Raw genomic sequence first — 26,830 nt, forward strand, 5'->3', positions numbered from 1 at the left:
TTCTTTAGATAAAAAAACAACACCTTTTTCAAAAGATGTTTGTTTTTTTATCTAAACCCTACTTTTTCAACATACTTGTCTTTTAGCTTATCCTTATTGTTTGTAAACATGAATGTTTTACGCATGAAGACCAATCGTTTGCTTTTCACCTAAAATCCAATTGACTACTGCTAAAAGTTCTTCAGGCGTTTGTGCTTCGATTTCTTTATGGTAAGCAGCAATCGCGTTATATAATGTGCTCATTTTATCAGCATCCTGCAGCACTGCCTGCAGCTGACTTTCTAACGATTGATCCGCCTTTAGTTCTTGAACTAAGTTTCGTTCTGTTAAATAGCGTAAATTCACTTCTTCTTGACCTGGTAAAGCAGAATGAACAAAAATCGGTAAATTCTTGCGAAGAGCTTCACTGACCGTTATACCACCTGGCTTTGTTACAATAGCATCCACTCGTTCATACAGTTCATTCATTTCTGTGCGTGATGAAATGTACGGAATTGGTGTAACGTGCTGTAATTCCCATCCCTTGATTTCTTCATATAACTTTTGATTTTTGCCGCATAAGACAAAGTAATGAAAATGGCGCGCATCTTTTAAATCATTGTAGAAATCCATAATATTGCCTAAGCCGCTGCTGCCTCCAGCAATTAAAATATTTCGGTTACCAGGATGCTTAAATGTTCTTGTTTTTGTTATTTCTTCATGTACCGGTATTCCTGTGACCATCATATTTTGAAGTGGAATTTCACTTTGAGCACGAAGTCCTTTTTTTACTTCTTCACTAGGGAGAAAGTGAAAATCAATCTCTTCTTTTCCCCATAAATTATTAATAAAGAAATCCGTGTAGACATTTATAATAGGTACATCGCACTTGCCTTTTGCTTTTAATTGACTGAGCAAATAAGAAGGAAACCCATGTGTGCATATAATTAAATCCGGATTTTCTTCTTTAACTAAGTGCTCCATTTTTTTTGCGAATACGTGATGATACCATTTGAATGAATGAACAGGCGGTTCATAAAAGAGATGTTTGTATGCCATATTGTACGTTTCTGGAGCATAACGAATCCATTTCAAATATGTGCCTGTGACCACTTTTTCTAATAGTTCGTTTGTATAGCTTAATAAATCTATTTTTTTATAACAAATATTTGTTGTTCTTCTTTCCAATATATCCATTAACGCCTCTGCCACTTGATGATGGCCAGAAGGCATTTTTAGAAGAGGTAAAAATAAAACCTTTTTCAACTGTTTCATCTCCTATTCTAAAAGCAGTTTCTTCCTCTCCTTTTTATATCATTAAATGCCCTTAAATTTTGGATTTTAATTGATTTTTAATGTGAAATTCATTGTTTTTTTAGAGTGTCAATCTAAACTAAGAGTGAAAAGTACTGCATAAGGAGAAAACAAATGAACCTTAATTACGAAGTATTTCAATGGATTAACTCGTTTGCTGGTAAATCCAGCGCAATGGATTCTGTAATGATTATCATCACGAATAGCGTTCCTTATTTTATAATGGCTTGTTTGCTTTTGCTTTGGTTTAGCGGAAAAACAGAAAGAACAATTTATCACCGTTATACGGCTTTATACATGTTGTTTACAATTGTACTTTCGCTATGTATCAATGAAGTCATTCACCTGGTGTATTACCACCCGCGTCCGTTTGTGACTCATCACGTTCATAAGCTGATTCCGCACCCGGCTAATTCATCTTTTGTGAGTGATCATTCGATTTTAGTCTTTTCTGCTGCTTGGATCATGTGGTTACGAAAAAACAAATGGAGAAGCATCATTTTTATATGGGCTGTCATTTCGGGCCTTTCACGTATTTACGTAGGCGTTCACTATCCAGCAGATGTACTTGGAGGCATGGTGATTGCGGGAGCTATCGGATGCTTTATTATATACGTTTCAGCTAAAACAGCTCCTCTTATTCAGCGATTATTCTGGATTCACGATTTGATTATCAAGCGTATTCCGTTTCTATCTCCCTATACGCATGAACAAATTAGCAAAAAAAATCATTCAGCTTAAAGAGGCTGAGACAAAAATAGTTTAGCTGAAGTGAAAAACGAACCACTAATCAAACAGTTTGATTAGTGGTTCGTTTTTTTTGTTATGGTGAACGTAGATTTTATCTGTTTCGTTCCTTCCAGCAGTTGATTGGAGGGCAAGGCTCACGGGACGCCCGCGGAAAGCGAAGCCTTGCACGGAAATCAACTGCGGTCGAGCAAGCAGTCCAGATTATATATCCAGATTATTCGCCTTTGGATGGGATTCATTTCGTTACGTCTCAGCCTCTTTTTTTATTATTTTTAAAAACCAACGTTCACTTTCTTGACTTTCACTTTTATTTATTTTATATTAGTTGATGTATCAAACATTGATGTATCAAATATTAATCCATCTATAAATATCATAGAAAAAGGGAGCGACTTTCTTGTCACATTCATGTTCTGAAAAAGCAAATGTTCTGTATGCTCTGCAAGAAGTTAATAAACAAATTAATCAAAAGTTTGAGCATTGTACCGGTGTTAGCCAATCACGTCTTGATATTTTACATCAGCTTTATGAAACAGGTGAAATGAGTCAAAAGGCGCTTCAACAGCAAGTAAACATTGACAATGCTGCAATTACAAGGCATTTAAAGCAGCTCGAAGAAAGAGATGTTGTATCACGCCGTAAAAACCCTGATGACAACCGCGTAACATTTGTAAAGCTTACGAAAAGCGGACATGAAAAAATCGGTGCATTTCGAAACGAAAAAGCTCGCTTTATTGATGAAGCATTTAAAGATTTCAGCGAAGAAGAACAGCTGCTGCTTTCCAAAATGCTCGAGCGTTTAAAAGTAAACATTTCGGCCATTGAACGGTCATAACATTTTTAACATAAAGGAGAGTTCATCATGACACAAACAAAAACACTAAACAATGATTTCCAAGATATTATTACAGGGCGCAGATCTATTCGTTATTACGACCCATCTGTCAAAATCAGCCGTGAAGAAATGAAAGAAATTTTAACAGAAGCGACGCTAGCTCCATCTTCTGTTAATGCACAGCCTTGGCGCTTTCTAGTAATTGATAGCCCTGAAGGAAAAGCAACATTAGCTCCGCTTGCTAAATTTAATCAATCACAAGTAGAAACATCAGCAGCTGTTATTGCGATATTCGGCGATTTAAAAAGTGAAGAAAATTTAGATGAAATTTACGATAAAGCTGTTGAACTAGGCTATATGCCACAAGAAATTAGAGACATGCAAATTCCTAAAATCAAAGCGCACTACGCAGCTGCTTCTGAAGAATTAAATAAAGAAACAGTATTAATTGACGGCGGTTTAGTATCCATGCAGTTAATGCTTGCTGCACGTGCTCACGGTTATGATACAAACGCTATTGGCGGTTATGAAAAAGATCAAATTGCCGAAGCATTCGGTTTAGACAAAGAGCGCTATGCACCGGTTATGTTACTTTCAATCGGCAAAGCAGCAAATAGCGGTTACCCGTCTGTACGTTTACCAATCGAAAAAGTAGCTCAATTTAGATAATAAAAAAAGGTGCTGTATATTCAGCACCTTTTTTTATCCTCCACTAACGGGCGGAATAAATGCGACGGTATCTCCCGTTCCAATGGTTTCTTCATCTGTTACAAACTCTTCGTTGACTGCGGTCATCGTTTGCTTCAGAGAGGACAGCTTATACGTTTCTTGCACATATTCCTTTAATTCCTTCACTGTTATATCTTGTTTATCAACTGTTACTTGTTCCACTCCAGCCTCTTCACGTATAGCAGCGAAAAATAAGACGTTAATCATTTTTACATCTCCTTCATTGGCTTTCCTTCAGGATATTCTTTCGTTTCTAACTGATCTCCAATCCATTTTGTTCCGTCTTCCCAAAATTCCTTTTTCCAAATTGGCACAATTTGCTTAATACGTTCAATAGCATACTCGTTTGCTTCATAAGCTGTTTTGCGATGCGGAGAAGAAACGGCAATAACTACTGCGACTTCTGTTATATCAAGCTTCCCGATTCGATGAGTAATAGCTGTCAAAGCATCGGGCCACTTTTCCTGAATTTCGTCACCAATTTGGCTAAGCATTTTCACTGCCATTGGCACATAGGCTTGATATTCAAGAGAGAGCGTCTTCTTGCCTTTTGTAAATTCTCTTACCGTTCCAATAAATGTCGTAATAGCTCCCGCGTCTCTTCTAGAAACTTTTTTAATTATTTCATCTACGGCAATTGGCTGATTTACTACTTCAAATAAGTGCTGGTTCATCTTCTTTCCCCCACTTCTTTCAATAAAAAATTAAGATAATGCTCGTCTTCTTGTAAGTGAAATATTGGATATGCTCGCTGCACTTCTTTTTTAAGCGGAACGTGGCTAATCACGCATATAATATTGGTTAGAGAGGAAAGCAGAACAAGATCTTCTTCACTTCGAATCAAGACTGCTTTTGGATAGGGTTCTTTTTTATATCCTTCAACAAAAATGACATCTGGCGAGAAAAATTGATAAAAATCAATCAGCTTTTTTAGGCTCCAATCTTTACTATCTGCCGTAAGCTGAAGGATTCCACCTCCCTCTACACCTGCCACATTGGCACCTGCTTGCTGGTGGCGATGACTGTCTTTTAGCTCACTGCTGCTGTCTGGAGGTCCGCCGTGTCCATGGTGCTTAATAGAACCTACACATAGATTGAATTGTTTCGCTCTTTTAATTAGCTTTTCCACTAAAGTAGTTTTTCCGCTGTTTTGAAATCCAACTACTTGTAAAACGGTACAACAAGCTACCAAGGCCATTCACTTCCCCGCACGTCATCTAGCAATAAGACGTCAACCAGCATTCCTTCTTTGTATCCTCTCGTCCCTCCAGGAAATATAATTAACGTATCCGCATGAGCTAAAGAAGAAACAGCACTAGATTTTGTAAAGCTTAATGGAGAAGCAATCAGCTGTCCTTCCCTGTATGAAAGCCTCCCAGATACAAATCGCATAAAAGGATTTGGCTTTAAGAAGTCCTTTCCTAACAAAGCTTTTTCTTTCCGAAGATGAGGGGTTCTTTTACCCGCATATGTACTGATTACCGGACGAGCCAGAAGTTCAAAACCGACATAGCACGCTGTGGGATTTCCCGAGAGGCCAAATAAAAGCTTTTCTTCCATACGAGCAACCGTTGTTACACTGCCTGGTCTCATCGCTATTTTATTAAAAAGAACTTCGGCTTGTAATTGTTTATACACATCTGGTAGATAATCATAGTCTCCTACTGAAACGCCGCCCGTTGTAATCAGCATGTCCACTTCTGATAGTGCAGCTTTTACCGCATTGTAGCACTGACTTAAATCATCAGGCATAATACCAAAATAGTTCACTTCGCCTCCAGCTTTTTCAATTTGCGCACGCAGCATATGAGCATTGCTATTACGAATTTTGCCCCGTTCAACAGGATCACTCACTTCCACTAGTTCACTTCCAGTTGCAAGTAATCCAACTACAGGTTTTTTGAAGACAGCTACGTTACTATAGCCAAATGTGGCTAAAAGAGCAGCTACTCCCGGAGTGATATACGTTCCTTTCGAAGCTAACACAGTTCCTTTTGTTGTTTCTTCTCCTTGAAAAGAAATGTTATCTCCGCTGTTAAACGAACGCTTGATTTGAACGATCGGCTGATTGTCTTTTGTATATTCTTTTGTTACTTCAAGCATGGCAACCGCATCGCAGCCTTTGGGAATAGGAGCTCCTGTCATAATACGCACAGCCTGCATCGCGCTGACTGTATGTTCAAAAACAGAACCTGCTCCTATTTCTCCTCGAACAGCCAGTTCTACTGGATGAAGTGATGATGCTTCTTTCGTATCTTGCGACCGAACGGCAAAACCATCATATGGAGAACGATCAAAAGCAGGAATATCATGATCTGCTATTAAATCTTCAGCTAAAAATCTGCCGTGAGCTTCTTCAAGCGCAATGATTTCTTGCTTTCTGTTTTTTGCATACGGCATCACTCGTCCAACGCATTCTCCGACAGGAATAGGAGTTCGCTTTTCTCTCATTCTTTTCACTCCTTTACTCATCCTAGTAAACGATAATATAAGCTTCTCGCAAATTGAATATCATTCGTTCCATGAATAAATACACGGCCATCTTGAAAAATTACAAAGCGCTGCTCTGGAAGCTGACATGACAGAAGATATGGATTGCGGTCCACTTTCCCCTGTTTTTTTAACCGTTTTTCCAATTCATCGAAGTTGTACAAATGGCGCTGCGAGGGTCTGATTTGAACCGTCTCTCTGCCGCACAGAACTTCTGTTTTAAGCTGATTTTCATACGCTAAGTACGGATATGTTTGGGTCGATCCGCAAGAAGAACATTTATCACTTTTCATTTTGCCCGTCTTAAATTCAGCATGCTGATTATTCCAGACGTCAAAGGTTAGAAATGTGTGGCGCAAAGCTTCAACATCTTCGACTAAAATTTTTAATGCTTCGGTTATTTGATAGGCTGCCACAATTTGAACAGCGGGACTAATGATTCCTGCTGTCTCACAGGTTGCTCCTCCGACAGGCACTTTTTTCAATATGCAGTGCAGACAAGGGGTTACATTTGGGATAACGGTATAAGTGGCGCCATAACTCCCTACACATGAGCCGTATATCCATGGAACTTCATACTTATGTGACAAATCATTTAAAATAAAACGGATGTCGAAGTTGTCTGTCGCATCGATGATTACATCAGCTGTTTGGACGATACTTTCTAAATTAGCAGGCTGAGCATCCATCACCAGCGCTTCAATCTTCACTTCCGTATTTATTTGACGCAGACGATTTTTTGCTGCTACAGCTTTAGGTAGTTTGTTTTGCGCATCTTGTTCTGTATAAAGCTGCTGACGCTGTAGATTACTCCATTCTACATAATCACGATCTACAAGAGTCAATTTTCCAATTCCAGCACGCACGAGGGCTTCTGCGCTAGCGCTGCCAAGAGCCCCTGCACCTACAACTAAAACATGCTTACTTCTAATTTGCTGCTGCCCTTTGTTTCCAACGGGCTGGAAAAGCTGCTGACGTGAATAACGTTCTGTCACTCTTTTCTCTTCCTTTCTCATTCAATCTCTGACTTCACTATCTATTCCTTCGTCAAAGATATTTCTTTAAAAACATGCTATTATACACATAAAGCTACGCTGCTTTACGGAGGCTTTTTTGCATAAATATACAAATATGTTTTGATGGAGGTATTTAATAAATGTCCATTGCCGGCATTGTATTAGCAGGAGGAAAATCTTCTCGCTACGGTCAACCAAAAATGTTTGAAACCTATAACAAGAAATCATTTTACGAATATAGTATAGATGCACTAAAAGAAAATCACGTCACACCTATACTTGTGTCTACCAACCAAGATTTACTCCCTTATTTTCAAAGAAAGGATGTTGCATTTGCAGTTGAAAAATGCCCGTATCAAGGTCCTTTGTATGCAATTCATCACGCTTTAACTGCGATCGATTGTTGCGCTGAATGGTTCTTTATTCTTTCTTGCGATATTCCTTTTATTAATGCTGAGTTTGTTCATCACATGATCACACTGACTCAAACGGACTCACCTGACATTGTTCTTCCTGTTCAGCCTGATCACATTCACCCGCTTCTAGCACTCTATCACCGTAGAACGCTTCCTCTTATTGAACAACTCGTTACACAAGGTGAAAGAAGGCTTACGCAATTGTTGAATCAGACAAACGTCCTTCGCGTGCCTTTTTCAGCAGAAGATCCCACTTTTATAAATGTGAATCATCGCAGTGATTGGCATGTATAAAGCTTTTTTGAATTATCCACCAATATGAGACATTTCCACTTTTTCAGCGTCTTGGACCTGTCTTCCATTAGCTCGTTCGTCTGAGTACCGATCTTTCCGATGATTCCAGATATCAGAAATGGTGTCACAAACAGTATGATCAGAGGCTTCTGACCGTATCAGTGTGCGGAGGTCATATCCTTTTGACGCGAACAAACAGGTATAGAGCTTTCCTTCAGCCGATACTCTTGCGCGTGAACAAGTGGAACAGAATGAATCTGTGACAGATGAAATGATACCAATTTCCTCTTCTGTCCCGACGTATCGATACCTGGTGGCTACTTCTCCCGTATAATGAGGTGGAATTTCTTCAAGAGGCATTTCTTTTCCAACTATATCAAGAATTTGTTTCTTTGTTATAACCTCATCCATTTTCCATCCGTTTGAATTTCCCACATCCATATATTCAATAAAACGCAGCGTATGTTTTTTGTCTTTAAAATATTGAGCCATCCGAAGAATATCCTGCTCATTCTTGCCTTTTTGGACAACCATGTTTATTTTGACTGAAATCCCTGCAAGAGCTGCTGCTTCTATTCCTTCTAATACTCGTTTTACGCTTCCTCGGTTTCCATTCAACTCTTGAAATCTCACTTCATCAAGCGAGTCTAAGCTAACGGTTACTCTTGATAATCCCGCTTTTGATAAGGCTTCTGCATGCTTCTTTAACAGTGAGCCGTTTGTTGTTATGGCAATATCATCTATACCCTCAATTTGCTTCAGACGATTGATTAGATCTGGCAAGCCTTTTCTTAGCAGCGGCTCTCCTCCCGTTATACGCACTTTTTTTACTCCTAGCAATGCGAATAATCTAGTGAGTCTCTCTAATTCATCAAACGAAAGAATGTTTTCGGCAGGTAAAAATGGATAGTCTGCCCCAAAAATTTCTTCAGGCATACAATATCGACAGCGAAAGTTACAGCGATCTGTTACTGACAAACGCAAGTCTCGTAAAGGACGCTTTAAAGTATCAACTATAGCGTATGACATCTGCTTCATCTCTCCTCTCTCTAGCTGTCAGCTTCTCCACAGCAGATTAACTCTCTCTTAAAATTCTTTCCGGGCATGTATAAATATTCAACGAATCATTTCGAATAAACCCTACCGTTGTAATTCCCAATTCTTCTGCTAGATTTAAAGCAAGTTCAGTCGGGGCAGATTTTGAAAGAACCACTTCACACCCGATCTTCGCTACTTTCAACAAAATTTCTGAAGAAATACGGCCGCTGAAAACGACTACTTTATCTCTAATTGAAATATGGTGTTTTAAGCAATACCCGTATAGTTTATCTAGAGCATTATGCCTACCAATGTCCATTCTGCTAAGCATAAAGCCATTTTTATCACAAATAGCAGCGTTATGAACGCCACCCGTTTCTTGAAACGTAGCAGCAGATTGCTGCAGCTTATTCATCAATTGAAAACAATCCTTAATTGAAAGTTCTACCGATATACCGTTCATTTTTTTAGCAGTCAGCGCATCATTTATAAAGACAAACCCTTGTCTGCTCGCCCCGCAGCAAGACGTGATATATCGTTTATTTTGAAGGTTTTGAAAATACGGGTTTAATTTATCTATTGTAACATGAACATACCCTTCTTTTTCTTGAACCCATATGTTTTTAATGTCTGTGTATGCTCGAATAACCCCTTCAGATGCTAAATAGCCAATTACCATATCTTCAATGTATTGTGGGCTACATACCATCGTGACAAACTCTTCTTCATTAATTTTCACAGTCACAGGAAACTCCGTTACAATTTTATCTTCCACGCTTTCCATTTGACCATTTTTAAATCTAAGAACTGTACGCTTCTTAACGGTCGAGTTCATGTGATGTCTCCTTTTTTAAATAATGTTTTTATCAAAAACGAATACGGAAACCGCTATATTCTCTTTTATTTTCATATCTGAAAATAAATTAACCAACTTTGCTCCTACCAATTCTTCTAGCCCTTCCGGCGGATTCGATGCATATACATCTTGGATCATTTTTGTTCGAGCTAGATGAACCATGTCACATCCTTCAGAAGTGCTTGCAATAAATGTTTCTGTCGGAGTTAAATTTCCATACAGTGTTGAGACAGCCATATTTTCAACAAAAACCGTATGTATTCTTTCCGGTCCTTTTCCAAATAAATCTTTTCGAAGCTTCCGAATAATATCATTAAATTCATGAATAGTTTTTGACATAATCAACGCTCTCCCACCGATTAAAATTAAATTGTGCATTTTATTCCTACAGTTTTTTTATCATAAATCAACACTTCAAAAAATAAAAGCCTAAAATCTTTGCAGCAAAACTTTTGAAGAGAGTTGGGTATTTAAAAAAGTTGTGCATTTAAAAACGTAGCGATATAATTATAAATAACCGAGATGGAATAATAATAATAATGAATTGTTATTACTCTATCACTTTTTCTTAACGATATAAATGGGCCGGATTGGCATATTAGTAAGACCTGCTAGTAAACTATTCCACCATGATTGCACTTCCCTTATTTAATTAGGCGTGTGTATTCATGGTGGTTTTTTGTTTTTATATAAAGGAGGAAAACAAATGAGTCGTGAAACCATCACTGTTCATATAAATGGCAACGAATACAAGGCAGCTTCAGGCTCTACCATACTCGAAATTATTAACCAGCAAAGCATTGAGCACCCTCAGATTTGTTATGTGCCTGAAGTAGACCCTATTCAAACTTGTGACACATGTATCGTTGAAATGAATGGCGAGTTAGTTCGTTCTTGTTCTACAAAAGCTGAAAACGGCATGAAGATTGAATTACAATCAGCACCCGCAAAAGCGGCACAGACGGAAGCAATGGATCGTTTATTAGAGAATCATTTGCTATACTGCACCGTTTGCGATAATAACAACGGAAACTGTAAATTACATAACACGGCTGAAATGATGGAGATTGAACATCAAAAATACCCCTATACGCCAAAGGCCTCAGAGAATGAAGTCGATATGTCTCATCCGTTCTACCGTTATGACCCTAATCAATGCATTGCTTGTGGACAATGCGTAGAGGTTTGTCAAAATCTTCAAGTTAATGAAACACTCTCTATCGACTGGGAAGCGAAACGTCCCCGCGTTCTCTGGGATGACGGTGTAGCAATCAATGAATCTTCTTGTGTGAGCTGCGGTCAATGTGTAACCGTATGCCCTTGTAATGCCTTAATGGAAAAATCCATGCTTGGAGAAGCTGGATTTATGACTGGACTTCCAAAAGACGTTTTAAACCCAATGATTGATTTAGTTAAAGAAGTAGAACCTGGATACAGCGGAATTTTTGCTGTTTCAGAAGTGGAAGCCGCTATGCGCGAAACACGCACGAAAAAAACAAAAACTGTCTGTACATTTTGCGGAGTTGGATGTTCATTTGAAGTATGGACAAAAGGCCGTGAAATCCTTAAAGTTCAGCCTAGCTCTGATGCTCCCGCAAATGCTATTTCAACCTGTGTGAAAGGAAAATTCGGCTGGGATTTTGTAAACTCTGAAAAACGTATTACTAAGCCTTTAATCCGAAAAAATGGCGCATTTGTAGAGTCGTCATGGGAAGAAGCCCTCGACTTAGTAGCAAGCAGGTTAAGCTCTATTAATCAGCAGTATGGACATGGATCAGTTGGTTTTATTTCTTCTTCTAAGATTACAAACGAAGAAAACTATGTTATTCAAAAGCTGGCTCGCCAAATGTTTGAAACAAATGACGTAGACAACTGCTCTCGCTACTGTCAGTCTCCTGCAACTGATGGATTATTTCGAACAGTGGGAATGGGAGGCGATGCCGGCACGATAAAAGACATCGCAAAAGCTGGACTGGTTATCATCGTTGGAGCTAACCCTGCTGAAGGTCACCCTGTATTAGCAACTCGTATCAAACGCGCGCATAAGCTTCATGACCAAAAACTAATTGTCGCAGATTTGCGCAAAAACGAAATGGCTGAACGCTCTGACATTTTTATCAGTCCAAAACAAGGTACGGACCAAGTATGGCTAATGGCTGTAACAAAATACATGATTGACCAAGGATGGCACAATGAAAAATTCATCCAAGAAAACGTCAACTATTTTGAAGACTTTCACTCTTTGCTTGAAAAGTACACGCTTGAATATGCTGAACAAATTACGGGTATTCCAGCAGCAACGCTCATTCAAATAGCTGAAATGATTCGAGACGCCGATGGAACCTGTGTGCTGTGGGGCATGGGCGTAACGCAAAATACGGGAGGCTCTGATACATCAGCGGCTATCTCAAACCTGTTGCTTGCTACTGGAAACTATCGACGCCCTGGAGCAGGCGCTTATCCGCTCCGAGGCCACAATAACGTCCAAGGAGCATGTGATATGGGAACTCTTCCGGCTTGGCTTCCAGGCTATCAGCACGTCACAGACTCAGTCGCCCGGGCGAAATTTGAAAAAGCATACGGTGTAAAAATTAAAGATAAGCCAGGGCTTGATAATATTCAAATGCTGCATTCAATTGATGAAGGAAAAATGAAGGCCATGTACCTTGTCGGAGAAGATATGGCTCTTGTTGATTCAAATGCTAACCACGTGCATGAAATATTATCAAATTTAGATTTTTTTGTCGTCCAAGACATTTTCCTTTCGAGAACGGCTCAATATGCTGATGTTGTACTTCCTGCTGTTCCTTCTCTTGAAAAAGACGGAACGTTTACCAATACAGAGCGACGTGTCCAAAGATTATATCAAGCATTACCAACGCTCGGTGATTCAAAGCCGGATTGGTGGATTGTTCAAGAGATTGCCAACCGCTTAGGGGCGAACTGGACGTATACACATCCTGGTGATATCTTTGCAGAAATGGCTAGTCTATCCCCCCTATTCAGCCAAGCCAGCTACGAAAACCTTGAAGGCTGGAATAGCTTCTTATGGGGGAGCTTAGAGGGGAAAAGCACGCCGTTACTTTACGTCGATGGGTTTAATTTCCCAGATAAAAAAGCGCGCTTTGCTTTATCACATTGGGTACTTCCTGCCGAATTCCCAGAAGAATATGATCTACACATTAATAATGGAAGAATGTTAGAACATTTTCATGAAGGGAATATGACCAATAAATCGAGCGGCATCCAATCAAAAGTACCGGAAGTATTTGTAGAAATTTCACCTCAGCTTGCCAAGGAGCGTGAAATTGAAGAAGGTTCGCTTGTCAGATTAATCTCACCGTTTGGAACAGTAAAAGTACAGGCATTAATTACAGAGCGAGTAAAAGCGAATGAGCTGTATCTTCCAATGCACTCTGTTCATAAAGATTCGGCTATTAACTTCTTGACGGGACCTGCAGTCGACCAACGAACAAATACGCCGGCTTACAAACAAACAAAAGTACGGATGGAAGTATTAAGTAAAGGTGGAGAAACGCCTTTACCGTCTACAAATCCGCGTAACAAAAAACGTCATCCTCAAAATGGGGTCGAGGTTCAGCGTAAATGGAACCGTCCTGGCTACGTCCATTTAACAAGTAAATAGGAGGAGAAAAGATGGCACAACCTATTACAGAAATTAAGAAACCTCTTCTAAGCGAGGAAGAAGAAAAACAACAAAAATTAGAAGATTTAACTTCTCTGCTGGCAGATAATGAAGAAGCGTTGAACCGTATTCTCGGTATTGTTGGCGAACTTAACGACATGGGTGTTCTTGAAGCTGCTGATTCAATGATTCAAGCGAAAGAAAAAATCTCAAAAATTGCGCTTCATCAAATTTCCAGAGAACCGGTAACTAATTTAATTAATACTCTTATGGGTGCAAGCAGCGGTTTGATGAAGGCAGATCCAGAGGTAACTGCTAAACTTGTAAATAGCGCAACAGCTGGTATGAACGAAGCGAATGAGTATGTAAAAACAGGAAAAAAAGTAAGTGCATTAGCTCTTATAAAAGCGCTAAACGATCCAGATGTCAATCGTGCAATTGGATTTGGGCTTCACTTTTTAAAAGGAATGGGCAAAGCGTTGGAAGAATAAATGAAGCAGCGACTTGAAAGTTTTCCCCCTTTCAAGTCGCTGTTTTCTTTTTAGGAAGTCAAATTTTAAATGAACGTGATATAGTTATACTAAATTGCTTTACTACAACTAACTGAGGTGACACGATGCAACAATACTTTAAACCCTTATTCGCACTATTATTTTTAATTATGTTTACTGCTGCTTGTTCGAACGAAACAAATACCGATCAATCCGCAGCTCAGCACAAAAACATCAGCTTAACGATATCCGCTGCGGCCAGCTTAAAAGATGCGCTCACTGATATTCAAAAGCAATATGAAAAAAAGCATCCAAATATAGACTTGAAATTTAATTTTGGAGCTTCAGGCTCGCTGCAACAGCAAATTACAAACGGCGCACCTGTTGATTTATTTTTTTCAGCAGCAGAAGACAAGTTTGATGCACTAGTAAAAGCAGGAGCTATCTCCAAGGAGAATGGTACTGACTTGGTTGGCAATGACCTTGTGCTTATCGTGCCAAAGAATAATACGTCTGCTATCACAAATTTTGAAGATCTATCAAAGCCGGCTGTTCAAAAAATTGCACTTGGAATACCAGAATCCGTTCCTGCCGGACAGTATGCGAAGGAGACTTTTGAACACATGAACCTTTGGAAAAACATTGAGCCAAAAACCGTCTATGCGAAAGACGTACGCCAGGTGCTTTCCTACGTTGAGACAGGAAACGTTGAAGCTGGGGTGGTTTATAAAACCGATGCCTTGATTTCAAAAAAGGTGAAGATTGTCGCTACTGCAGATAATAGCACTCACAAACCAATTGTATATCCTGTAGGCGTTATTAAGGATTCGAAACATCCACAAGAAGCAAAAGCTTTTTATCAATTTTTACAAAGTAAGACAGCTCTTGACACTTTAAAGAAATACGGTTTCACTGCACATTGAGGCCGCTATGATTCAAGAATTTTTATCTCCTCTTCAGCTATCGCTTAAAATCGCATTAGTAGCAGGATTTGTCGTTATTATTTTAGGCACTGTTATAGGAAAACTGTTATCCAGGAAACACTTTAAGGGAAAAGTGATGATTGAAACCGCGTTAATGCTCCCGTTGGTGCTCCCTCCGTCCGTTGTTGGATTTTTATTGATTGTCATATTCGGGAAACACAGCCTGCTCGGCCGGGCAATTGAATGGGTCTTTCAACAACCTGTTATTTTCACATGGTGGGCAGCTGTTATTGCATCCGTTGTCGTTGCGTTTCCGCTTATGTATCAATCTGCCAAAACAGGCTTTCAAGGCGTAGATTACGAAATTGAAGACGCAGCTCGAGTAGATGGTGCAAGCGAATGGAAAGTCTTTTTCTTTATTTCCATCCCTTTAGCTTCTAAAGCCATCGTAACAGGAGGAGTGCTAAGTCTGGCAAGAGCACTCGGAGAGTTTGGAGCCACTTTGATGTTTGCTGGCAATATTCCAGGTGAAACTCAAACTGTGCCTACCGCTATCTACGTAGCGATTGACTCTGGAAACATGAATCTCGCTTGGCTATGGGTTATTTCAATCGTCTTTCTTTCCTTTCTTATGCTGCTTTTTGTTCAGCTTAAACAAAAGTAAAAGGATGTCTCTTTGTGTAAGAGGCATCCTTTTTACATACATCATAAATTAAAAAGGAGCTAATCAAATGAAGAACATACATTTGATTAACTCCTGTTATAAGTAAGGTAAGCCACCATACAATATGTATTGGTGGAGACGGTGGGAGTCGAACCCACGTCCAGAAATATCGCCACTTAAGCGTCTACGAGTGTAGTTGGCATATTGATAATTCGCGAGCTGTTCTGCCTACCAACAGGCGTCCCAGTCGCTAGTCTGATTATTCTCTTCCTTCGTCCTCAGACGGCGAACTCCGGCGTAGCCCACTTAAAGTGAGTCCCTTACCCTACCACATGGGCGATGGAGGGAGGAACCGCTAAGCTACTATTATGCAGCTAAAGCGAAGTTATTGTTAGATTTGCCAGTTATTATTGGCGTTGATGTTTTAACGAGGCCATCTCCTCGACTCGCAACCTAAGCTCGAACTACCCCTGTCGAATCCGTAACGTCCCCATATAAAAGGGAGTCGGAATGTGTAAGAAAAAATCTTACATCAGATAGCGACTTCAGTGTGCAAAATGAAATCTAACTGATAACAATACTTATTATATCACAAAATGAGCATTTTGCAATTGTAAGATTTTGTAATGTCACATCTTTTGACGATCACGAAATGCTCGTTCGATATCGCGCTTCGCTTCTTTTCGCTTTAAGTCTTCACGCTTGTCATATTTCTTTTTACCCTTACCAAGCCCTAGTAAAACCTTTGCGTATCCATTTTTTAAATACACTTTTAAAGGAACTAATGAATAACCCGTTTCTTTTGAATAGCCAATTAGCTTGCTGATTTCACGCTTATGGAGCAATAGCTTTCGTGTACGCAACGGCTCATGATTGTATCGATTTCCTTGTTCGTAAGGACTAACGTGCATATTGTGTAGAAATACTTCTCCGTTTTGCACACGAGCAAAAGAGTCCTTTAAATTTACACGCCCATTACGAATTGATTTGATTTCCGTTCCTTGTAGAACAATACCCGTCTCATATGTTTCTTCAATAAAAAAGTCGTGGCGGGCTTTTTTGTTTTGTGCAATTAATTTCCCTTCACCTTTTGGCATAAAACGTTCCTTCCCTTCAGCCGTACTTACGTATATGTATGATATTATGTATCATTTTACTGTATGGAAATCTAAACAACAACTAAAACGTTTAATGGAGCTGTTTTGAAGCAGAAGGAATACCCTTCTGCTTCACTGCTGTCGATTTCGATTATTTACGCTTTTTCTTTTTGCGCTTAACATTTGGGGCACCCTCGAAGAATCTCTTTTTCTTTTTCTTCTTTGGCTTTTGAGTAGACCACTCTTCATTTTTGCTTCGGCTGCCCTCGCGACCTTTTCCTTTATCATCTTTGCGTGACTTTTGTTTTGCTTTAATCACTTTAGGACGGTCTTTAGATAAGCGTTTGCGGCTTTCTTTCATTCCTACAATAATAAAGTCAACTGAACGCTCGTCTTTATTCACATCGGCGACTTTCACTTCAATTTCGTCTCCAATTCGGAAGACATTGCCCGTTTTTTCTCCAATCATCGCATAGTGACGTTCGTCGTAACGATAATAGTCATCTGTTAAGTCACTGACGTGAACTAAACCTTCAATCGTATTTTCTAGCTCCACGAACATTCCAAAGTTAGTAACAGAGCTAATAATACCATTAAATACTTCCCCAACTTTATCAGCCATAAACTCAGCTTTTTTCATATCGTCCGTTTCCCGCTCAGCGTCAACTGAACGACGTTCCATATTAGAAGAATGCTCAGCAACATCAGGCAGAAGCTCGCGCCATTTTTCTTGCGTTTGCTGATCTGTTTTTCCTTCAATTAAATACGTGCGAATGAGACGATGAACGATTAAATCCGGATAACGACGGATTGGAGACGTAAAATGCGTATAGAACTCAGCTGATAAACCAAAGTGGCCTAAACTTTCTGCTTCATATTTCGCTTGTTTCATCGAACGAAGCATAACAGTTGAAATAACCATCTCTTCAGGCGTACCTTTTACTTCTTCTAAAATATCCTGCAGCGCACGCGGATGAATATCGTTTCCTGTTCCTTTCACCGTGTAACCAAAGTTTGTAATGAACTCTAAGAAACGAGTAAGCTTCTCTGCATCTGGATCTTCATGAATACGATAAATGAACGGTACGTTCATCCAGTGAAAATGTTCTGCTACTGTTTCATTCGCCGCTAGCATAAATTCTTCGATTAGCTTTTCAGCAACCGAACGTTCACGCAAAATAACATCGTGAGGATGGCCATCATCGTCTACTAATACTTTTGCTTCTTTGAAATCAAAATCAATGGCACCGCGATCCATTCTCTTTTTACGAAGAATAGCTGCCAGCTTTTCCATACGCTCAAACATCGGAACAATTGGCTCGTAGCGTTCTAACACTTCTTCGTCTTTATCCACTAAGATTTTGTTAACGTCTGAATACGTCATTCGTTCTGTCGTTTTGATGACACTTTCAAAAATCTCATGTTTCACTACTTCACCCTGTGGATCGATTTCCATCTCACAAGAAAGCGTAAAACGGTTAACTTTTGGATTTAATGAGCAAATTCCATTAGATAAACGGTGAGGAATCATTGGAATAACTCGGTCTACTAAATAGACGCTTGTTCCGCGCTCTGCTGCTTCTACATCAATCGGAGAACCTTCTTTAACGTAGTGACTTACATCTGCAATATGGACGCCTAATTTGTAGTTTCCATTTTCAAGCTCTGTAACCGTTACGGCGTCATCCAAATCTTTTGCATCTGCTCCGTCAATGGTTACAATAACTTGATCACGAAGATCGCGGCGGTTGCCGATATCTTTTTCGTCAATCGTTTCAGGTGTATCAATTGCTTGTGTTAAAGCATCAGCAGGAAATTCTTGAGGAAGACCGTGCTTATGGATAACAGAAATGATATCGATCCCCGGATCGTTTTTATGTCCAAGAATTTGAACAACTTTTCCTTCTGCGTTCATGCGGCCTTCCGGATAGGTTGTCAGTTCTACTACTACTTTATGGCCTTCAACTGCACCGTTTCTTGCTGCTTTGGGAATAAAGATATCACCTGCAATTTTTTTGTCATCCGCAATCACAAAGCCAAAATTTTTGCTTTGCGTATACGTACCTACAATTTGCTGGGTACCTCGTTCTAAGATTTTTACAATGGTTCCTTCACGACGAGCACCTGATGATTCTGATGACACTCTTGCAAGCACAATATCTCCGTGCATAGCATTGTTTGTTTCAGTAGGGGGAATAAATACATCACCCGCATCTTTTTCTTCAGGAACTACGAACGCAAACCCTTTTGCATGTCCGCTTACTTTCCCTTTGACAAAATTCATTTGTTCCGGCAGCCCGTAGCGATCGTTTCTTGCTCGGATAATTAAACCCTTCTCTTCCATAATAACAAGTGCCTTCACAAACTCTTTGAATGACTCTGCATCCTCAGTATTAAATTCTTTTGCAAGCTCTTGGACAGTCAAAGGTTTGTAATTATCCCTTTTCATAAAATCCAATATTTCATTTATATAGGGCTGATTTTCTTCTTTCACATCATGTCCCTCCTTTTTCTTTATTCGTATTATCTCTATCACCAATCAAGTGATTCCAAAAATGCATATACATCCTCGTGAAGCTGATCACGCTCTTTATCAAAGGTAATGGTATGACCAGATTCTTCGTACCATTTTATATCTTTTGTAGGAGACTCGACGCTATTATAAATAATATTGGCGCTGTCTGTATTAATCATATGATCATGACGACCTTGTACAACAAATGTCGGTGCATAAATCATATCAACTGAATTTCGCACTTCAGCGATTAATTCCTGTAAAGACTTTAATGTGTTCATTGGTGTTTGCTTGAACTCTTCCATTTCTTGTTCAATCTGTTCAGACGATTTACCTTCACGCTTTTTATATTCGCGTGCATACGCTAAAACACCTTCATACATGACTTCTTCACTCTTTATATACATAGGGGCGCACATAGGCACAATACCCTTTATAGGTACAGTGTAACCTAATTTCAGTGAAAATACGCCACCTAGTGAAAGACCTACAGCGGCAATACTTTCATGACCTTTGCTTTTCAAAAACTCATAGCCGTCCATGACATCTTTCCACCAATCTTTTGGACCAGTATGAACAAGTTCTTCAGGCGCTACGCCATGTCCTTTGTAATGAGGTGCGTGGCATGTGTATCCTTTTTTCTCTAGAAAACGACCTAACATACGAACGTCAGCAGAATTTCCGGTAAAACCATGAAGTAATAAAACAGCTTTTTCGCCGCCTTCAAATGTAAATGGCTTTGGTTGTGCAATTTTCATATATCATTTAACTCCTTTTAGTTATAATATCTGCAGTCCTAATAGAAAAAAACATGTATTTATGTGACGGTCATCACATAACAAGAGATGTGGCCATCAACTTTTACGCTTTTATACTATATTTAGTACTTTTTTCTAAAGCTATATTATATCATTACTTAAAAATGAAATTAAAGTATTCAACACACCCATTAAAAAACCACCTAATACATAAGTTGGTATACACCAAGTACATATGCATTAGGTGGCAGTCTATCCAGTAACATATTAAAGTTTGAAATAAGATACAGCAAGTGTTAATACAAAGAATAAGATAGATAACACTACTGTCAAACGGTGTAAAACTAAGTCAATTCCACGTGCTTTTTGTTTCCCAAATAACGTTTCAGCTCCACCGGAAATAGCTCCAGATAATCCAGTAGTTTTACTTGATTGTAAAACGACCACAACAATCAAAGCAATTGAAACAATCACTAGCAAAGTAATCAGCAATGTATGCACTAAGACACACCTCCTACACCAAGTAATAGTCAATCAGCGGGGTTTCTTCATCCCTTCTGATTGGCATTACCGGGGATAAAGTACGCGCACTACGCTAAGGTTAATTTATCATAAAAAACCCTCTCGTACAAGTAATGGCAGTTAAATACAACGGATTTTAACGTAAAAAAACGGATGACAATCGTCATCCGTTTTTTATACTTTCAACTTATTTTTTTAAGTTGTAGAAAGATTTAGCGCCATCGTATACAGCTAGAACACCTAGCTCGTCTTCGATGCGTAGTAATTGGTTGTATTTCGCAATACGATCTGTACGGCTCATAGAACCAGTTTTGATTTGACCAGCGTTTGTTGCAACAGCGATATCAGCGATTGTTGCATCTTCAGTTTCACCAGAACGGTGAGAAACTACTGCTGTGTAACCAGCACGTTTAGCCATTTCGATAGCTTCGAACGTTTCAGTTAATGTACCGATTTGGTTAACTTTGATAAGGATAGAGTTACCTACGCCTTGTTCGATACCTTGAGCAAGTTTTTTCGTGTTTGTTACGAATAGATCGTCACCAACAAGCTGTACTTTTCCGCCAATGCGCTCAGTTAATAGCTTGTGACCATCCCAGTCATTTTCGTCTAAACCGTCTTCGATTGAAACGATTGGGAATTCGTTAACTAACTGCTCGTAGAAATCTACCATTTCAGCAGAAGTTACGCCTGTACGGCCTTCGCCTGCTAAGTCATATTTACCAGTTTCTTTGTTGAAGAACTCAGAAGAAGCTACGTCCATACCTAATTGGATGTCTTTACCAGCTTCGTAACCAGCTTTTGTGATTGCTTCTACAATTACTTCTAATGCTTCACGGTTAGAACCTAAGTTAGGAGCGAAACCACCTTCGTCACCTACAGCTGTGTTTAAGCCTTTAGCAGATAAAACAGATTTTAACGCGTGGAATACTTCAGCACCCATACGGATTGCTTCTTTAAATGTAGGAGCTCCTACAGGTAAGATCATGAATTCTTGGAAGTCAACGTTGTTATCAGCATGAGAACCACCGTTGATGATGTTCATCATTGGAGTTGGTAATTGCTTAGCGTTGAATCCACCAAGGTAACGGTATAATGGAAGACCTACGAAATCAGCTGCTGCGTGAGCTACTGCCATAGATACACCAAGAATAGCGTTGGCACCTAATTTACCTTTGTTTTCAGTACCGTCTAACTCGATCATAAGGCGGTCGATACCGATTTGATCAGTTACGTCCATACCTACTAATTCAGGAGCGATAATTTCGTTTACGTTTTCTACTGCTTTTAATACACCTTTACCTAGGTAGCGAGATTTGTCACCATCGCGTAATTCTACTGCTTCGTATTCACCAGTAGAAGCACCACTTGGTACTAAAGCGCGTCCGAAAGCGCCTGATTCAGTATATACTTCAACTTCAACTGTTGGGTTACCGCGAGAATCTAATACTTCGCGTGCATAAATGTCAAGAATTGCTGGCATTTTAAAACTCTCCTTTATAATTAATTATTTAATTAATGTTTTACCTGTCATTTCTTTTGGCTGTGCTACGTCTAGAAGAGTAAGCATCGTAGGAGCTAGATCTCCTAGAATACCGTCTTCACGAAGCTCTAAGCCTTGTTTGGTTACGATTACTGGAACAGGATTCGTTGTATGAGCCGTCATTGGATTACCTTCAAGCGTAATCACTTCATCAGCATTACCATGGTCTGCTGTGATGATTGCTGTACCGCCTTTAGCTAAAATTGCATCTACAATTTTGCCTAAGCACTCATCTACTGTTTCAATCGCTTTTACAGTTGGTTCTAACATACCTGAATGGCCTACCATATCAGGATTTGCAAAGTTTAATAAAATAGCGTCTTGCTTATCGCCTTCGATTTCTGCAAGCAACGCGTCCGTCACTTCATAAGCACTCATCTCAGGTTTCAAGTCATATGTTGCTACTTTTGGTGAATCGATTAAGATACGTGTTTCACCAGGAAACTCTGCTTCACGTCCACCGCTCATAAAGAACGTTACGTGAGGATATTTTTCTGTCTCGGCAATACGAAGCTGCTTTAAGTTATTTTGAGATAATACTTCACCAAGCGTGTTATCCAAGTTAATTGGCTTAAAGGCTACATATCCGTCAACTGTTTCGCTGAAGTGAGTTAAACATACAAAATGTAAGTGTTTTGGATGTTTTTCACCGCGATCAAATGAACGGAAATCTTCGTTTGCGAACGTATTTGAAATTTGAATTGCGCGATCCGGACGGAAGTTGTAGAAAATAACTGCATCTTCGTCTTGAATTGTCGCAACTGGCGATCCGTCTTCTTTTGTAATAACAGAAGGTAAAACGAATTCGTCATAGATTCCATTGTCATACGAATCTTTTACGCACTCTTCAGCGCTTGTATATGATGGACCTTCGCCGTACACCATTGCGCGATATGATTTCTCTACGCGCTCCCAGCGTTTGTCGCGGTCCATTGAGTAGTAACGTCCTGAAAGTGTTGCAATTTCACCAACGCCGTACTCTTCAATTTTTTCATTAAGTTCTTTTAAATACGTTTCAGCAGATTGAGGTGCTACGTCACGACCATCTAAGAAGCCATGAATGTAGACTTTTTCTAAGCCTTCACTCTTAGCTAGACGCAATAATGCATATAGATGTTCGATATGACTGTGTACACCGCCATCAGATAAAAGCCCGAAAAGATGAAGGTTTGTACCCTTTTCTTTTGCGTGCTTTACAGCTGCTAGAAGCGTTTCGTTTTGTTCAAACTCGCCTTCACGAATTGCTACGTTTACACGAGTTAAGCTTTGGTACACAATTCGGCCTGCGCCGATGTTTAAGTGACCTACTTCAGAGTTACCCATTTGGCCTTCTGGTAAGCCTACAGCTTCTCCAGACGCCTGAAGTGTAGCATGAGGATACTCGTTCCAGAAACGGTCGAAGTTTGGTTTTTTTGCATGTGTTACCGCATTACCTTTATCTTCATCGCGTAATGCAAAACCATCTAAGATGATTAATGCTACTGGCTTTTTACTCATTACTTACCAGCCTCCAAAAGCTGTAAGAAAGAATCTGCTTCTAAGCTTGCTCCACCTACTAAAGCTCCGTCAATGTCTGATTGAGACATATATTCTTTAATATTAGCAGGTTTTACGCTACCTCCGTATTGAATACGTACAGCATCTGCAACATCTTGAGAGAATTGTTCTGCAACAACGCTACGGATGTATGCACAAACTTCGTTTGCACCTTCAGCAGTTGAAGATTTACCTGTACCGATTGCCCAGATTGGCTCATATGCGATAACCGTTTGTTTTACTTGCTCATCAGTTAGACCAGCTAATGCTTTTTGTACTTGATTAGCTACAACTGTTTTTGTTTGATCTTCTTCGTACTCTTCGTTTGTTTCACCGCAGCAAACGATTGGTGTTAAACCGTGTTTGAATGCAGCAATTGTTTTTTGGTTTACTGTTTCGTCCGTTTCAGCAAACATTTCACGACGCTCAGAGTGTCCTAAAATGACATAGTTCACACCTAAGTCTGCTAAAGCAACAGGGCTCACTTCTCCAGTGAACGCACCGTTTTCTTCAAAGTGCATGTTTTGTGCACCAATTTTTAAGTCTGTGCCTTTAGTCGCTTCTACTAAACGATCTAAAAATAGTGCAGGTGCACATACTACTGATTCTACGCTTTCAGGAGATGGTACTGCTCCTTTTACTTCTTCAACAAAGCTAGTTGCTTCAGAAAGTACTTTGTTCATTTTCCAGTTTCCTGCAATAATTGGTTTACGCATGTATAACACCGTCCTTTGTTTATTGTGGGTTTTCCCTTCACGCGTTGGATGTCCATGAGGGTGCTGTTAAAAGTGATTCGGTCCCTTTTATCTCTTGGTCATCCATCTTCGCTGCTTGATAATTTTTTATATTATCAGTCGTCAGGTCGGTCCTCCGTCTTACTGAAACATAAACTTACTTATCGTTTAATGCAACTACGCCTGGAAGTTCTTTACCTTCCATAAACTCTAGTGACGCACCGCCACCTGTAGAAATATGGCTCATTTTATCAGCTAAGTTGAATTTTTCAACAGCTGCTGCAGAGTCTCCTCCGCCGATTACTGAATATGTGTCAGTTGCTTCTGCTAAAGCTTCTGCTACTGCTTTTGTTCCGTTAGCAAATGCATCTAACTCAAATACACCCATTGGTCCATTCCAAATAACTAACTTAGAGTTTTTGATTACGTCAGCATAGATTTCACGCGTTTTCGGTCCTGCGTCTAAGCCTTCCCAATCACTTGGAATATCTTCAATTGATACAACTTGAATATTAGCATCATTTGAGAAGTCATCTGCTACTACCACGTCCACTGGCATGTAGAAGTTTACTCCGTTTTTCTTAGCTTTTTCCATGAAAGATTTTGCAAGTTCAATCTTGTCTTCTTCAAGAAGTGATTTACCTACTTCATGGCCTAGTGCCTTAATAAATGTGTAAGAAAGTCCTCCACCGATGATTAAGTTATCTACTTTATCAAGCAAGTGGTCAATTACACCGATTTTGTCTTTAACTTTTGCTCCACCAACGATTGCAGTAAATGGACGTTCTGGGTTTGATAATGCTTTTGAAAGCACATCAAGCTCTTTTTCCATTAAGAAACCTGCTACTGCTGGAATATGTTGTGCAATTCCTTCTGTTGAAGCATGCGCACGGTGAGCTGCACCGAATGCATCGTTTACGTACACGTCTGCTAATTCAGCAAATGCTTTTGCTAATTCAGGATCGTTTTTCTCTTCACCTGGGTAAAAACGTACGTTTTCAAGTACTAAAACATCGCCTTCGCTCATACCGTCGATTGTTTTCTTTACTTCTTCGCCAAAAGCTTCGTCAGCTTTTGCAACGTCTTTACCAAGAAGAGCTTGTAAACGTTCTGCAACAGCATTTAGACGTAACTCTTCAACAACTTCGCCTTTTGGACGTCCAAGATGGCTAGCTAAAATTACTTTTGCACCTTGTTCTACTAAATATTGAATAGTAGGAATAGCTGCACGAATACGAGTTTCGTCTGTTACTTTTCCGTCTTTCATTGGTACGTTAAAGTCTACGCGACAAAATACTCGCTTTCCTTTTACATCGATGTCTTTCAACGTTTTTTTGTTCATCGTTAAAAGGCCTCCTTAAGTATTTATGGTACTAAGCAAGTAGGCTTCTATGTAATCATCAATCCACAAACCACCGTACATTTCATTTTATATATTGGCGCCTTTCTATATAAAGTGAAACTCCAGTTAGCTGCTTATGATGCTTTTTCATGTAGAAGCCAATACATAAATCAAGGAAGAGGGGGTATGCCCCTCTCTTCCTTAGCAAGTCTTATTATAGTCGTTCTATTTTCAGATATCCAATAAAAAAGGAAAGTCTAGTCGATTTCTGTCTTATTGAATCAAATAGAAGCGAATTTTAAGTTATTCTTATAGTCCTTTAGCAGCGATGTATTGAGCAAGGTCTACTACACGGTTAGAATATCCGCTCTCGTTATCGTACCAAGAGATAACTTTAACCATGTTACCTTCCATTACCATTGTAGATAATGCATCGATTGTAGAAGAGTTGATGTTACCATTGTAGTCACCAGATACTAGTGGCTCTTCGCTGTAACCAAGGATGCCTTTAAGATCGCCTTCAGCAGCTTCTTTAAGAGCGTTGTTTACATCTTCAACAGTTACTTCTTTGTCAAGTTCAGCAACTAAGTCTACTAAAGAAACGTTTGGAGTTGGAACACGCATAGCTCCACCGTTTAATTTACCTTTTAATTCAGGTAATACTAGAGATACAGCTTTAGCAGCACCAGTTGAAGTTGGGATGATGTTTTCAGCAGCTGCACGAGCACGACGGTAATCTTTATGTGGTAAGTCTAAGATTTGTTGGTCGTTTGTGTAAGAGTGAACTGTTGTCATCATTCCGCGTTTAAGACCGAACTTGTCATTTAACACTTTAGCAAATGGCGCTAAGCAGTTAGTTGTACAAGAAGCGTTTGAAATTACGTTGTGGTTAGCCGCATCGTATTTGTCTTCGTTAACACCCATTACGATTGTGATATCTTCGTCAGATGCTGGAGCAGAGATGATTACTTTTTTAGCTCCTGCTTCTAAGTGTTTCGCAGCGTCAGCGCGTTTTGTGAAGAATCCAGTAGATTCAACAACGATTTCTACGCCTTGTTTGCCCCAAGATAATTGAGCTGGGTCACGTTCAGCAGAGATTTCGATTGTTTTACCGTTTACTACTAAGTTGCTACCATCTACTACTACTTCTGCATCTAATTTTCCGTGTACAGAATCATATTTTAAAAGGTGAGCAAGCATGTTAGCATCTGTTAAGTCGTTGATTGCTACTACTTCAACGTTATCATTTTTTAAAGCTGCGCGGAATACATTACGGCCGATACGACCAAATCCGTTAATACCAATTTTTACTGCCATGGGTATTTCCTCCTTGAATGTAAAA

Annotated in this window: 26 protein-coding genes and 1 other RNA gene; 8 read left to right on the forward strand and 19 right to left on the reverse strand. The window is 39.5% G+C overall.

The annotated features are described in order from the left end of the window. Positions 1–117 precede the first annotated feature (117 nt). The gene (locus AC4NPH_RS21380) at positions 118–1,245 is read right to left on the reverse strand and encodes an MGDG synthase family glycosyltransferase (protein ID WP_013059677.1); all 1,128 of its coding nucleotides are present in this window, start codon (positions 1,243–1,245) and stop codon (positions 118–120) included. A 162-nt stretch (positions 1,246–1,407) separates the two neighbouring features. Between AC4NPH_RS21380 and AC4NPH_RS21385 the strand changes: the two genes are divergently transcribed. The 3 genes from AC4NPH_RS21385 to AC4NPH_RS21395 all read left to right on the forward strand — a co-directional run bounded on the left by AC4NPH_RS21385 (position 1,408) and on the right by AC4NPH_RS21395 (position 3,547). After that, positions 1,408–2,034 carry an undecaprenyl-diphosphatase gene (locus AC4NPH_RS21385; protein WP_029319284.1) on the forward strand — a complete coding sequence of 209 codons (627 nt, stop codon included), beginning with the start codon at positions 1,408–1,410 and terminating at the stop codon, positions 2,032–2,034. Positions 2,035–2,440: 406 nt separating this feature from the next. Then, on the forward strand, positions 2,441–2,878 hold the full coding sequence (locus AC4NPH_RS21390) for a MarR family winged helix-turn-helix transcriptional regulator (protein ID WP_013085370.1): 438 nt from the start codon (positions 2,441–2,443) through the stop codon (positions 2,876–2,878). A gap of 27 nt (positions 2,879–2,905) precedes the next feature. Next, positions 2,906–3,547, forward strand: coding sequence for a nitroreductase family protein (locus tag AC4NPH_RS21395; RefSeq protein WP_013059680.1), 642 nt, complete (start codon positions 2,906–2,908; stop codon positions 3,545–3,547). 33 nt (positions 3,548–3,580) lie between these two features. Here AC4NPH_RS21395 and moaD read toward each other — a convergent pair whose 3' ends face one another. The 5 genes from moaD to AC4NPH_RS21420 are packed head-to-tail and all read right to left on the reverse strand — an operon-like array spanning position 3,581 to position 7,092. After that, a complete protein-coding gene (gene moaD / locus AC4NPH_RS21400; RefSeq protein ID WP_013059681.1) occupies positions 3,581–3,814 on the reverse strand; it encodes a molybdopterin converting factor subunit 1 in 234 nt (77 codons plus the stop codon). A gap of 2 nt (positions 3,815–3,816) precedes the next feature. Beyond that, complete coding sequence (locus tag AC4NPH_RS21405) at positions 3,817–4,281, reverse strand: molybdenum cofactor biosynthesis protein MoaE (protein WP_013059682.1); 465 nt, start codon at positions 4,279–4,281, stop codon at positions 3,817–3,819. Further along, positions 4,278–4,805: a molybdopterin-guanine dinucleotide biosynthesis protein B gene (gene mobB, locus AC4NPH_RS21410; RefSeq protein ID WP_013059683.1), complete on the reverse strand. Its 528-nt coding sequence runs from the start codon at positions 4,803–4,805 to the stop codon at positions 4,278–4,280. Before mobB ends, AC4NPH_RS21405 begins: the two co-directional genes overlap by 4 nt. Then, the gene (locus tag AC4NPH_RS21415) at positions 4,793–6,058 is read right to left on the reverse strand and encodes a molybdopterin molybdotransferase MoeA (protein ID WP_013059684.1); all 1,266 of its coding nucleotides are present in this window, start codon (positions 6,056–6,058) and stop codon (positions 4,793–4,795) included. Before AC4NPH_RS21415 ends, mobB begins: the two co-directional genes overlap by 13 nt. A 17-nt stretch (positions 6,059–6,075) precedes the next feature. Then, the gene (locus tag AC4NPH_RS21420; protein ID WP_013059685.1) at positions 6,076–7,092 is read right to left on the reverse strand and encodes a molybdopterin-synthase adenylyltransferase MoeB; all 1,017 of its coding nucleotides are present in this window, start codon (positions 7,090–7,092) and stop codon (positions 6,076–6,078) included. Positions 7,093–7,253: 161 nt separating this feature from the next. Between AC4NPH_RS21420 and mobA the strand changes: the two genes are divergently transcribed. Then, the gene (mobA, locus tag AC4NPH_RS21425; RefSeq protein ID WP_029319293.1) at positions 7,254–7,823 is read left to right on the forward strand and encodes a molybdenum cofactor guanylyltransferase; all 570 of its coding nucleotides are present in this window, start codon (positions 7,254–7,256) and stop codon (positions 7,821–7,823) included. Positions 7,824–7,835: 12 nt separating this feature from the next. On the opposite strand, the gene moaA is transcribed toward mobA, so the two are convergent. The 3 genes from moaA to AC4NPH_RS21440 form a co-directional block, all read right to left on the reverse strand. Next, entirely contained in the window at positions 7,836–8,852 is a 1,017-nt protein-coding gene (gene moaA, locus AC4NPH_RS21430) for a GTP 3',8-cyclase MoaA (protein WP_013059687.1), read from the reverse strand. Positions 8,853–8,898: 46 nt separating this feature from the next. Next, positions 8,899–9,645 carry a formate dehydrogenase accessory sulfurtransferase FdhD gene (gene fdhD / locus AC4NPH_RS21435; protein WP_371388474.1) on the reverse strand — a complete coding sequence of 249 codons (747 nt, stop codon included), beginning with the start codon at positions 9,643–9,645 and terminating at the stop codon, positions 8,899–8,901. Positions 9,646–9,711: 66 nt separating this feature from the next. Further along, positions 9,712–10,056, reverse strand: a complete 345-nt coding sequence (locus AC4NPH_RS21440) for a Na-translocating system protein MpsC family protein (RefSeq protein WP_013059689.1) — start codon at positions 10,054–10,056, stop codon at positions 9,712–9,714. 367 nt (positions 10,057–10,423) lie between these two features. Between AC4NPH_RS21440 and fdhF the strand changes: the two genes are divergently transcribed. From fdhF to modB, 4 genes are all read left to right on the forward strand, one after another. Further along, positions 10,424–13,363 (forward strand): formate dehydrogenase subunit alpha, encoded by a 2,940-nt coding sequence (gene fdhF, locus AC4NPH_RS21445; RefSeq protein ID WP_013059690.1) that lies wholly within the window; start codon positions 10,424–10,426, stop codon positions 13,361–13,363. Between the two features lie 11 nt (positions 13,364–13,374). Beyond that, the gene (locus AC4NPH_RS21450; protein ID WP_013085382.1) at positions 13,375–13,854 is read left to right on the forward strand and encodes a helical membrane plugin domain-containing protein; all 480 of its coding nucleotides are present in this window, start codon (positions 13,375–13,377) and stop codon (positions 13,852–13,854) included. A 125-nt stretch (positions 13,855–13,979) separates the two neighbouring features. Continuing rightward, positions 13,980–14,777, forward strand: a complete 798-nt coding sequence (modA, locus tag AC4NPH_RS21455; protein ID WP_013059692.1) for a molybdate ABC transporter substrate-binding protein — start codon at positions 13,980–13,982, stop codon at positions 14,775–14,777. A gap of 7 nt (positions 14,778–14,784) precedes the next feature. Next, entirely contained in the window at positions 14,785–15,441 is a 657-nt protein-coding gene (modB, locus tag AC4NPH_RS21460; protein ID WP_013059693.1) for a molybdate ABC transporter permease subunit, read from the forward strand. 130 nt (positions 15,442–15,571) lie between these two features. Here modB and ssrA read toward each other — a convergent pair. The 10 genes from ssrA to gap form a co-directional block, all read right to left on the reverse strand. Then, positions 15,572–15,933: a transfer-messenger RNA gene (gene ssrA / locus AC4NPH_RS21465) on the reverse strand. A 137-nt stretch (positions 15,934–16,070) separates the two neighbouring features. Beyond that, positions 16,071–16,538, reverse strand: coding sequence for an SsrA-binding protein SmpB (smpB, locus tag AC4NPH_RS21470; protein ID WP_013059694.1), 468 nt, complete (start codon positions 16,536–16,538; stop codon positions 16,071–16,073). Between the two features lie 151 nt (positions 16,539–16,689). Further along, complete coding sequence (rnr, locus tag AC4NPH_RS21475) at positions 16,690–19,032, reverse strand: ribonuclease R (RefSeq protein WP_013059695.1); 2,343 nt, start codon at positions 19,030–19,032, stop codon at positions 16,690–16,692. Between the two features lie 38 nt (positions 19,033–19,070). Next, complete coding sequence (locus tag AC4NPH_RS21480; RefSeq protein WP_013059696.1) at positions 19,071–19,811, reverse strand: alpha/beta hydrolase; 741 nt, start codon at positions 19,809–19,811, stop codon at positions 19,071–19,073. Between the two features lie 267 nt (positions 19,812–20,078). Next, positions 20,079–20,312, reverse strand: a complete 234-nt coding sequence (gene secG, locus AC4NPH_RS21485) for a preprotein translocase subunit SecG (RefSeq protein WP_013059697.1) — start codon at positions 20,310–20,312, stop codon at positions 20,079–20,081. 208 nt (positions 20,313–20,520) lie between these two features. Then, positions 20,521–21,816, reverse strand: coding sequence for a phosphopyruvate hydratase (gene eno, locus AC4NPH_RS21490; protein ID WP_013059698.1), 1,296 nt, complete (start codon positions 21,814–21,816; stop codon positions 20,521–20,523). A 24-nt stretch (positions 21,817–21,840) separates the two neighbouring features. Further along, positions 21,841–23,373 (reverse strand): 2,3-bisphosphoglycerate-independent phosphoglycerate mutase, encoded by a 1,533-nt coding sequence (gpmI, locus tag AC4NPH_RS21495; protein ID WP_013059699.1) that lies wholly within the window; start codon positions 23,371–23,373, stop codon positions 21,841–21,843. Further along, a complete protein-coding gene (gene tpiA, locus AC4NPH_RS21500; protein WP_063670679.1) occupies positions 23,373–24,128 on the reverse strand; it encodes a triose-phosphate isomerase in 756 nt (251 codons plus the stop codon). Before tpiA ends, gpmI begins: the two co-directional genes overlap by 1 nt. 175 nt (positions 24,129–24,303) lie before the next feature. Further along, positions 24,304–25,488, reverse strand: coding sequence for a phosphoglycerate kinase (locus AC4NPH_RS21505; protein WP_013059701.1), 1,185 nt, complete (start codon positions 25,486–25,488; stop codon positions 24,304–24,306). 309 nt (positions 25,489–25,797) lie between these two features. After that, positions 25,798–26,805 carry a type I glyceraldehyde-3-phosphate dehydrogenase gene (gene gap, locus AC4NPH_RS21510; protein WP_013059702.1) on the reverse strand — a complete coding sequence of 336 codons (1,008 nt, stop codon included), beginning with the start codon at positions 26,803–26,805 and terminating at the stop codon, positions 25,798–25,800. Positions 26,806–26,830: the final 25 nt, after the last annotated feature.

The organism is Priestia sp. MDV22-iso46 (genome assembly GCF_058629175.1).

Excerpts from the sequence above, each read along its gene's own strand:
- AC4NPH_RS21385 (WP_029319284.1), top strand. The coding sequence starts at position 1,408 with ATGAACCTTAATTACGAAGTATTTCAATGGATTAACTCGTTTGCTGGT.
- AC4NPH_RS21395 (WP_013059680.1), top strand. The coding sequence starts at position 2,906 with ATGACACAAACAAAAACACTAAACAATGATTTCCAAGATATTATTACA.
- moaD (WP_013059681.1), bottom strand. The coding sequence starts at position 3,814 with ATGATTAACGTCTTATTTTTCGCTGCTATACGTGAAGAGGCTGGAGTG.
- AC4NPH_RS21405 (WP_013059682.1), bottom strand. The coding sequence starts at position 4,281 with ATGAACCAGCACTTATTTGAAGTAGTAAATCAGCCAATTGCCGTAGAT.
- mobB (WP_013059683.1), bottom strand. The coding sequence starts at position 4,805 with ATGGCCTTGGTAGCTTGTTGTACCGTTTTACAAGTAGTTGGATTTCAA.
- AC4NPH_RS21415 (WP_013059684.1), bottom strand. The coding sequence starts at position 6,058 with ATGAGAGAAAAGCGAACTCCTATTCCTGTCGGAGAATGCGTTGGACGA.
- mobA (WP_029319293.1), top strand. The coding sequence starts at position 7,254 with ATGTCCATTGCCGGCATTGTATTAGCAGGAGGAAAATCTTCTCGCTAC.
- moaA (WP_013059687.1), bottom strand. The coding sequence starts at position 8,852 with ATGTCATACGCTATAGTTGATACTTTAAAGCGTCCTTTACGAGACTTG.
- fdhD (WP_371388474.1), bottom strand. The coding sequence starts at position 9,645 with ATGGAAAGCGTGGAAGATAAAATTGTAACGGAGTTTCCTGTGACTGTG.
- AC4NPH_RS21440 (WP_013059689.1), bottom strand. The coding sequence starts at position 10,056 with ATGTCAAAAACTATTCATGAATTTAATGATATTATTCGGAAGCTTCGA.
- fdhF (WP_013059690.1), top strand. The coding sequence starts at position 10,424 with ATGAGTCGTGAAACCATCACTGTTCATATAAATGGCAACGAATACAAG.
- AC4NPH_RS21450 (WP_013085382.1), top strand. The coding sequence starts at position 13,375 with ATGGCACAACCTATTACAGAAATTAAGAAACCTCTTCTAAGCGAGGAA.
- modA (WP_013059692.1), top strand. The coding sequence starts at position 13,980 with ATGCAACAATACTTTAAACCCTTATTCGCACTATTATTTTTAATTATG.
- modB (WP_013059693.1), top strand. The coding sequence starts at position 14,785 with ATGATTCAAGAATTTTTATCTCCTCTTCAGCTATCGCTTAAAATCGCA.
- smpB (WP_013059694.1), bottom strand. The coding sequence starts at position 16,538 with ATGCCAAAAGGTGAAGGGAAATTAATTGCACAAAACAAAAAAGCCCGC.
- AC4NPH_RS21480 (WP_013059696.1), bottom strand. The coding sequence starts at position 19,811 with ATGAAAATTGCACAACCAAAGCCATTTACATTTGAAGGCGGCGAAAAA.
- eno (WP_013059698.1), bottom strand. The coding sequence starts at position 21,816 with ATGCCAGCAATTCTTGACATTTATGCACGCGAAGTATTAGATTCTCGC.
- gpmI (WP_013059699.1), bottom strand. The coding sequence starts at position 23,373 with ATGAGTAAAAAGCCAGTAGCATTAATCATCTTAGATGGTTTTGCATTA.
- tpiA (WP_063670679.1), bottom strand. The coding sequence starts at position 24,128 with ATGCGTAAACCAATTATTGCAGGAAACTGGAAAATGAACAAAGTACTT.
- AC4NPH_RS21505 (WP_013059701.1), bottom strand. The coding sequence starts at position 25,488 with ATGAACAAAAAAACGTTGAAAGACATCGATGTAAAAGGAAAGCGAGTA.
- gap (WP_013059702.1), bottom strand. The coding sequence starts at position 26,805 with ATGGCAGTAAAAATTGGTATTAACGGATTTGGTCGTATCGGCCGTAAT.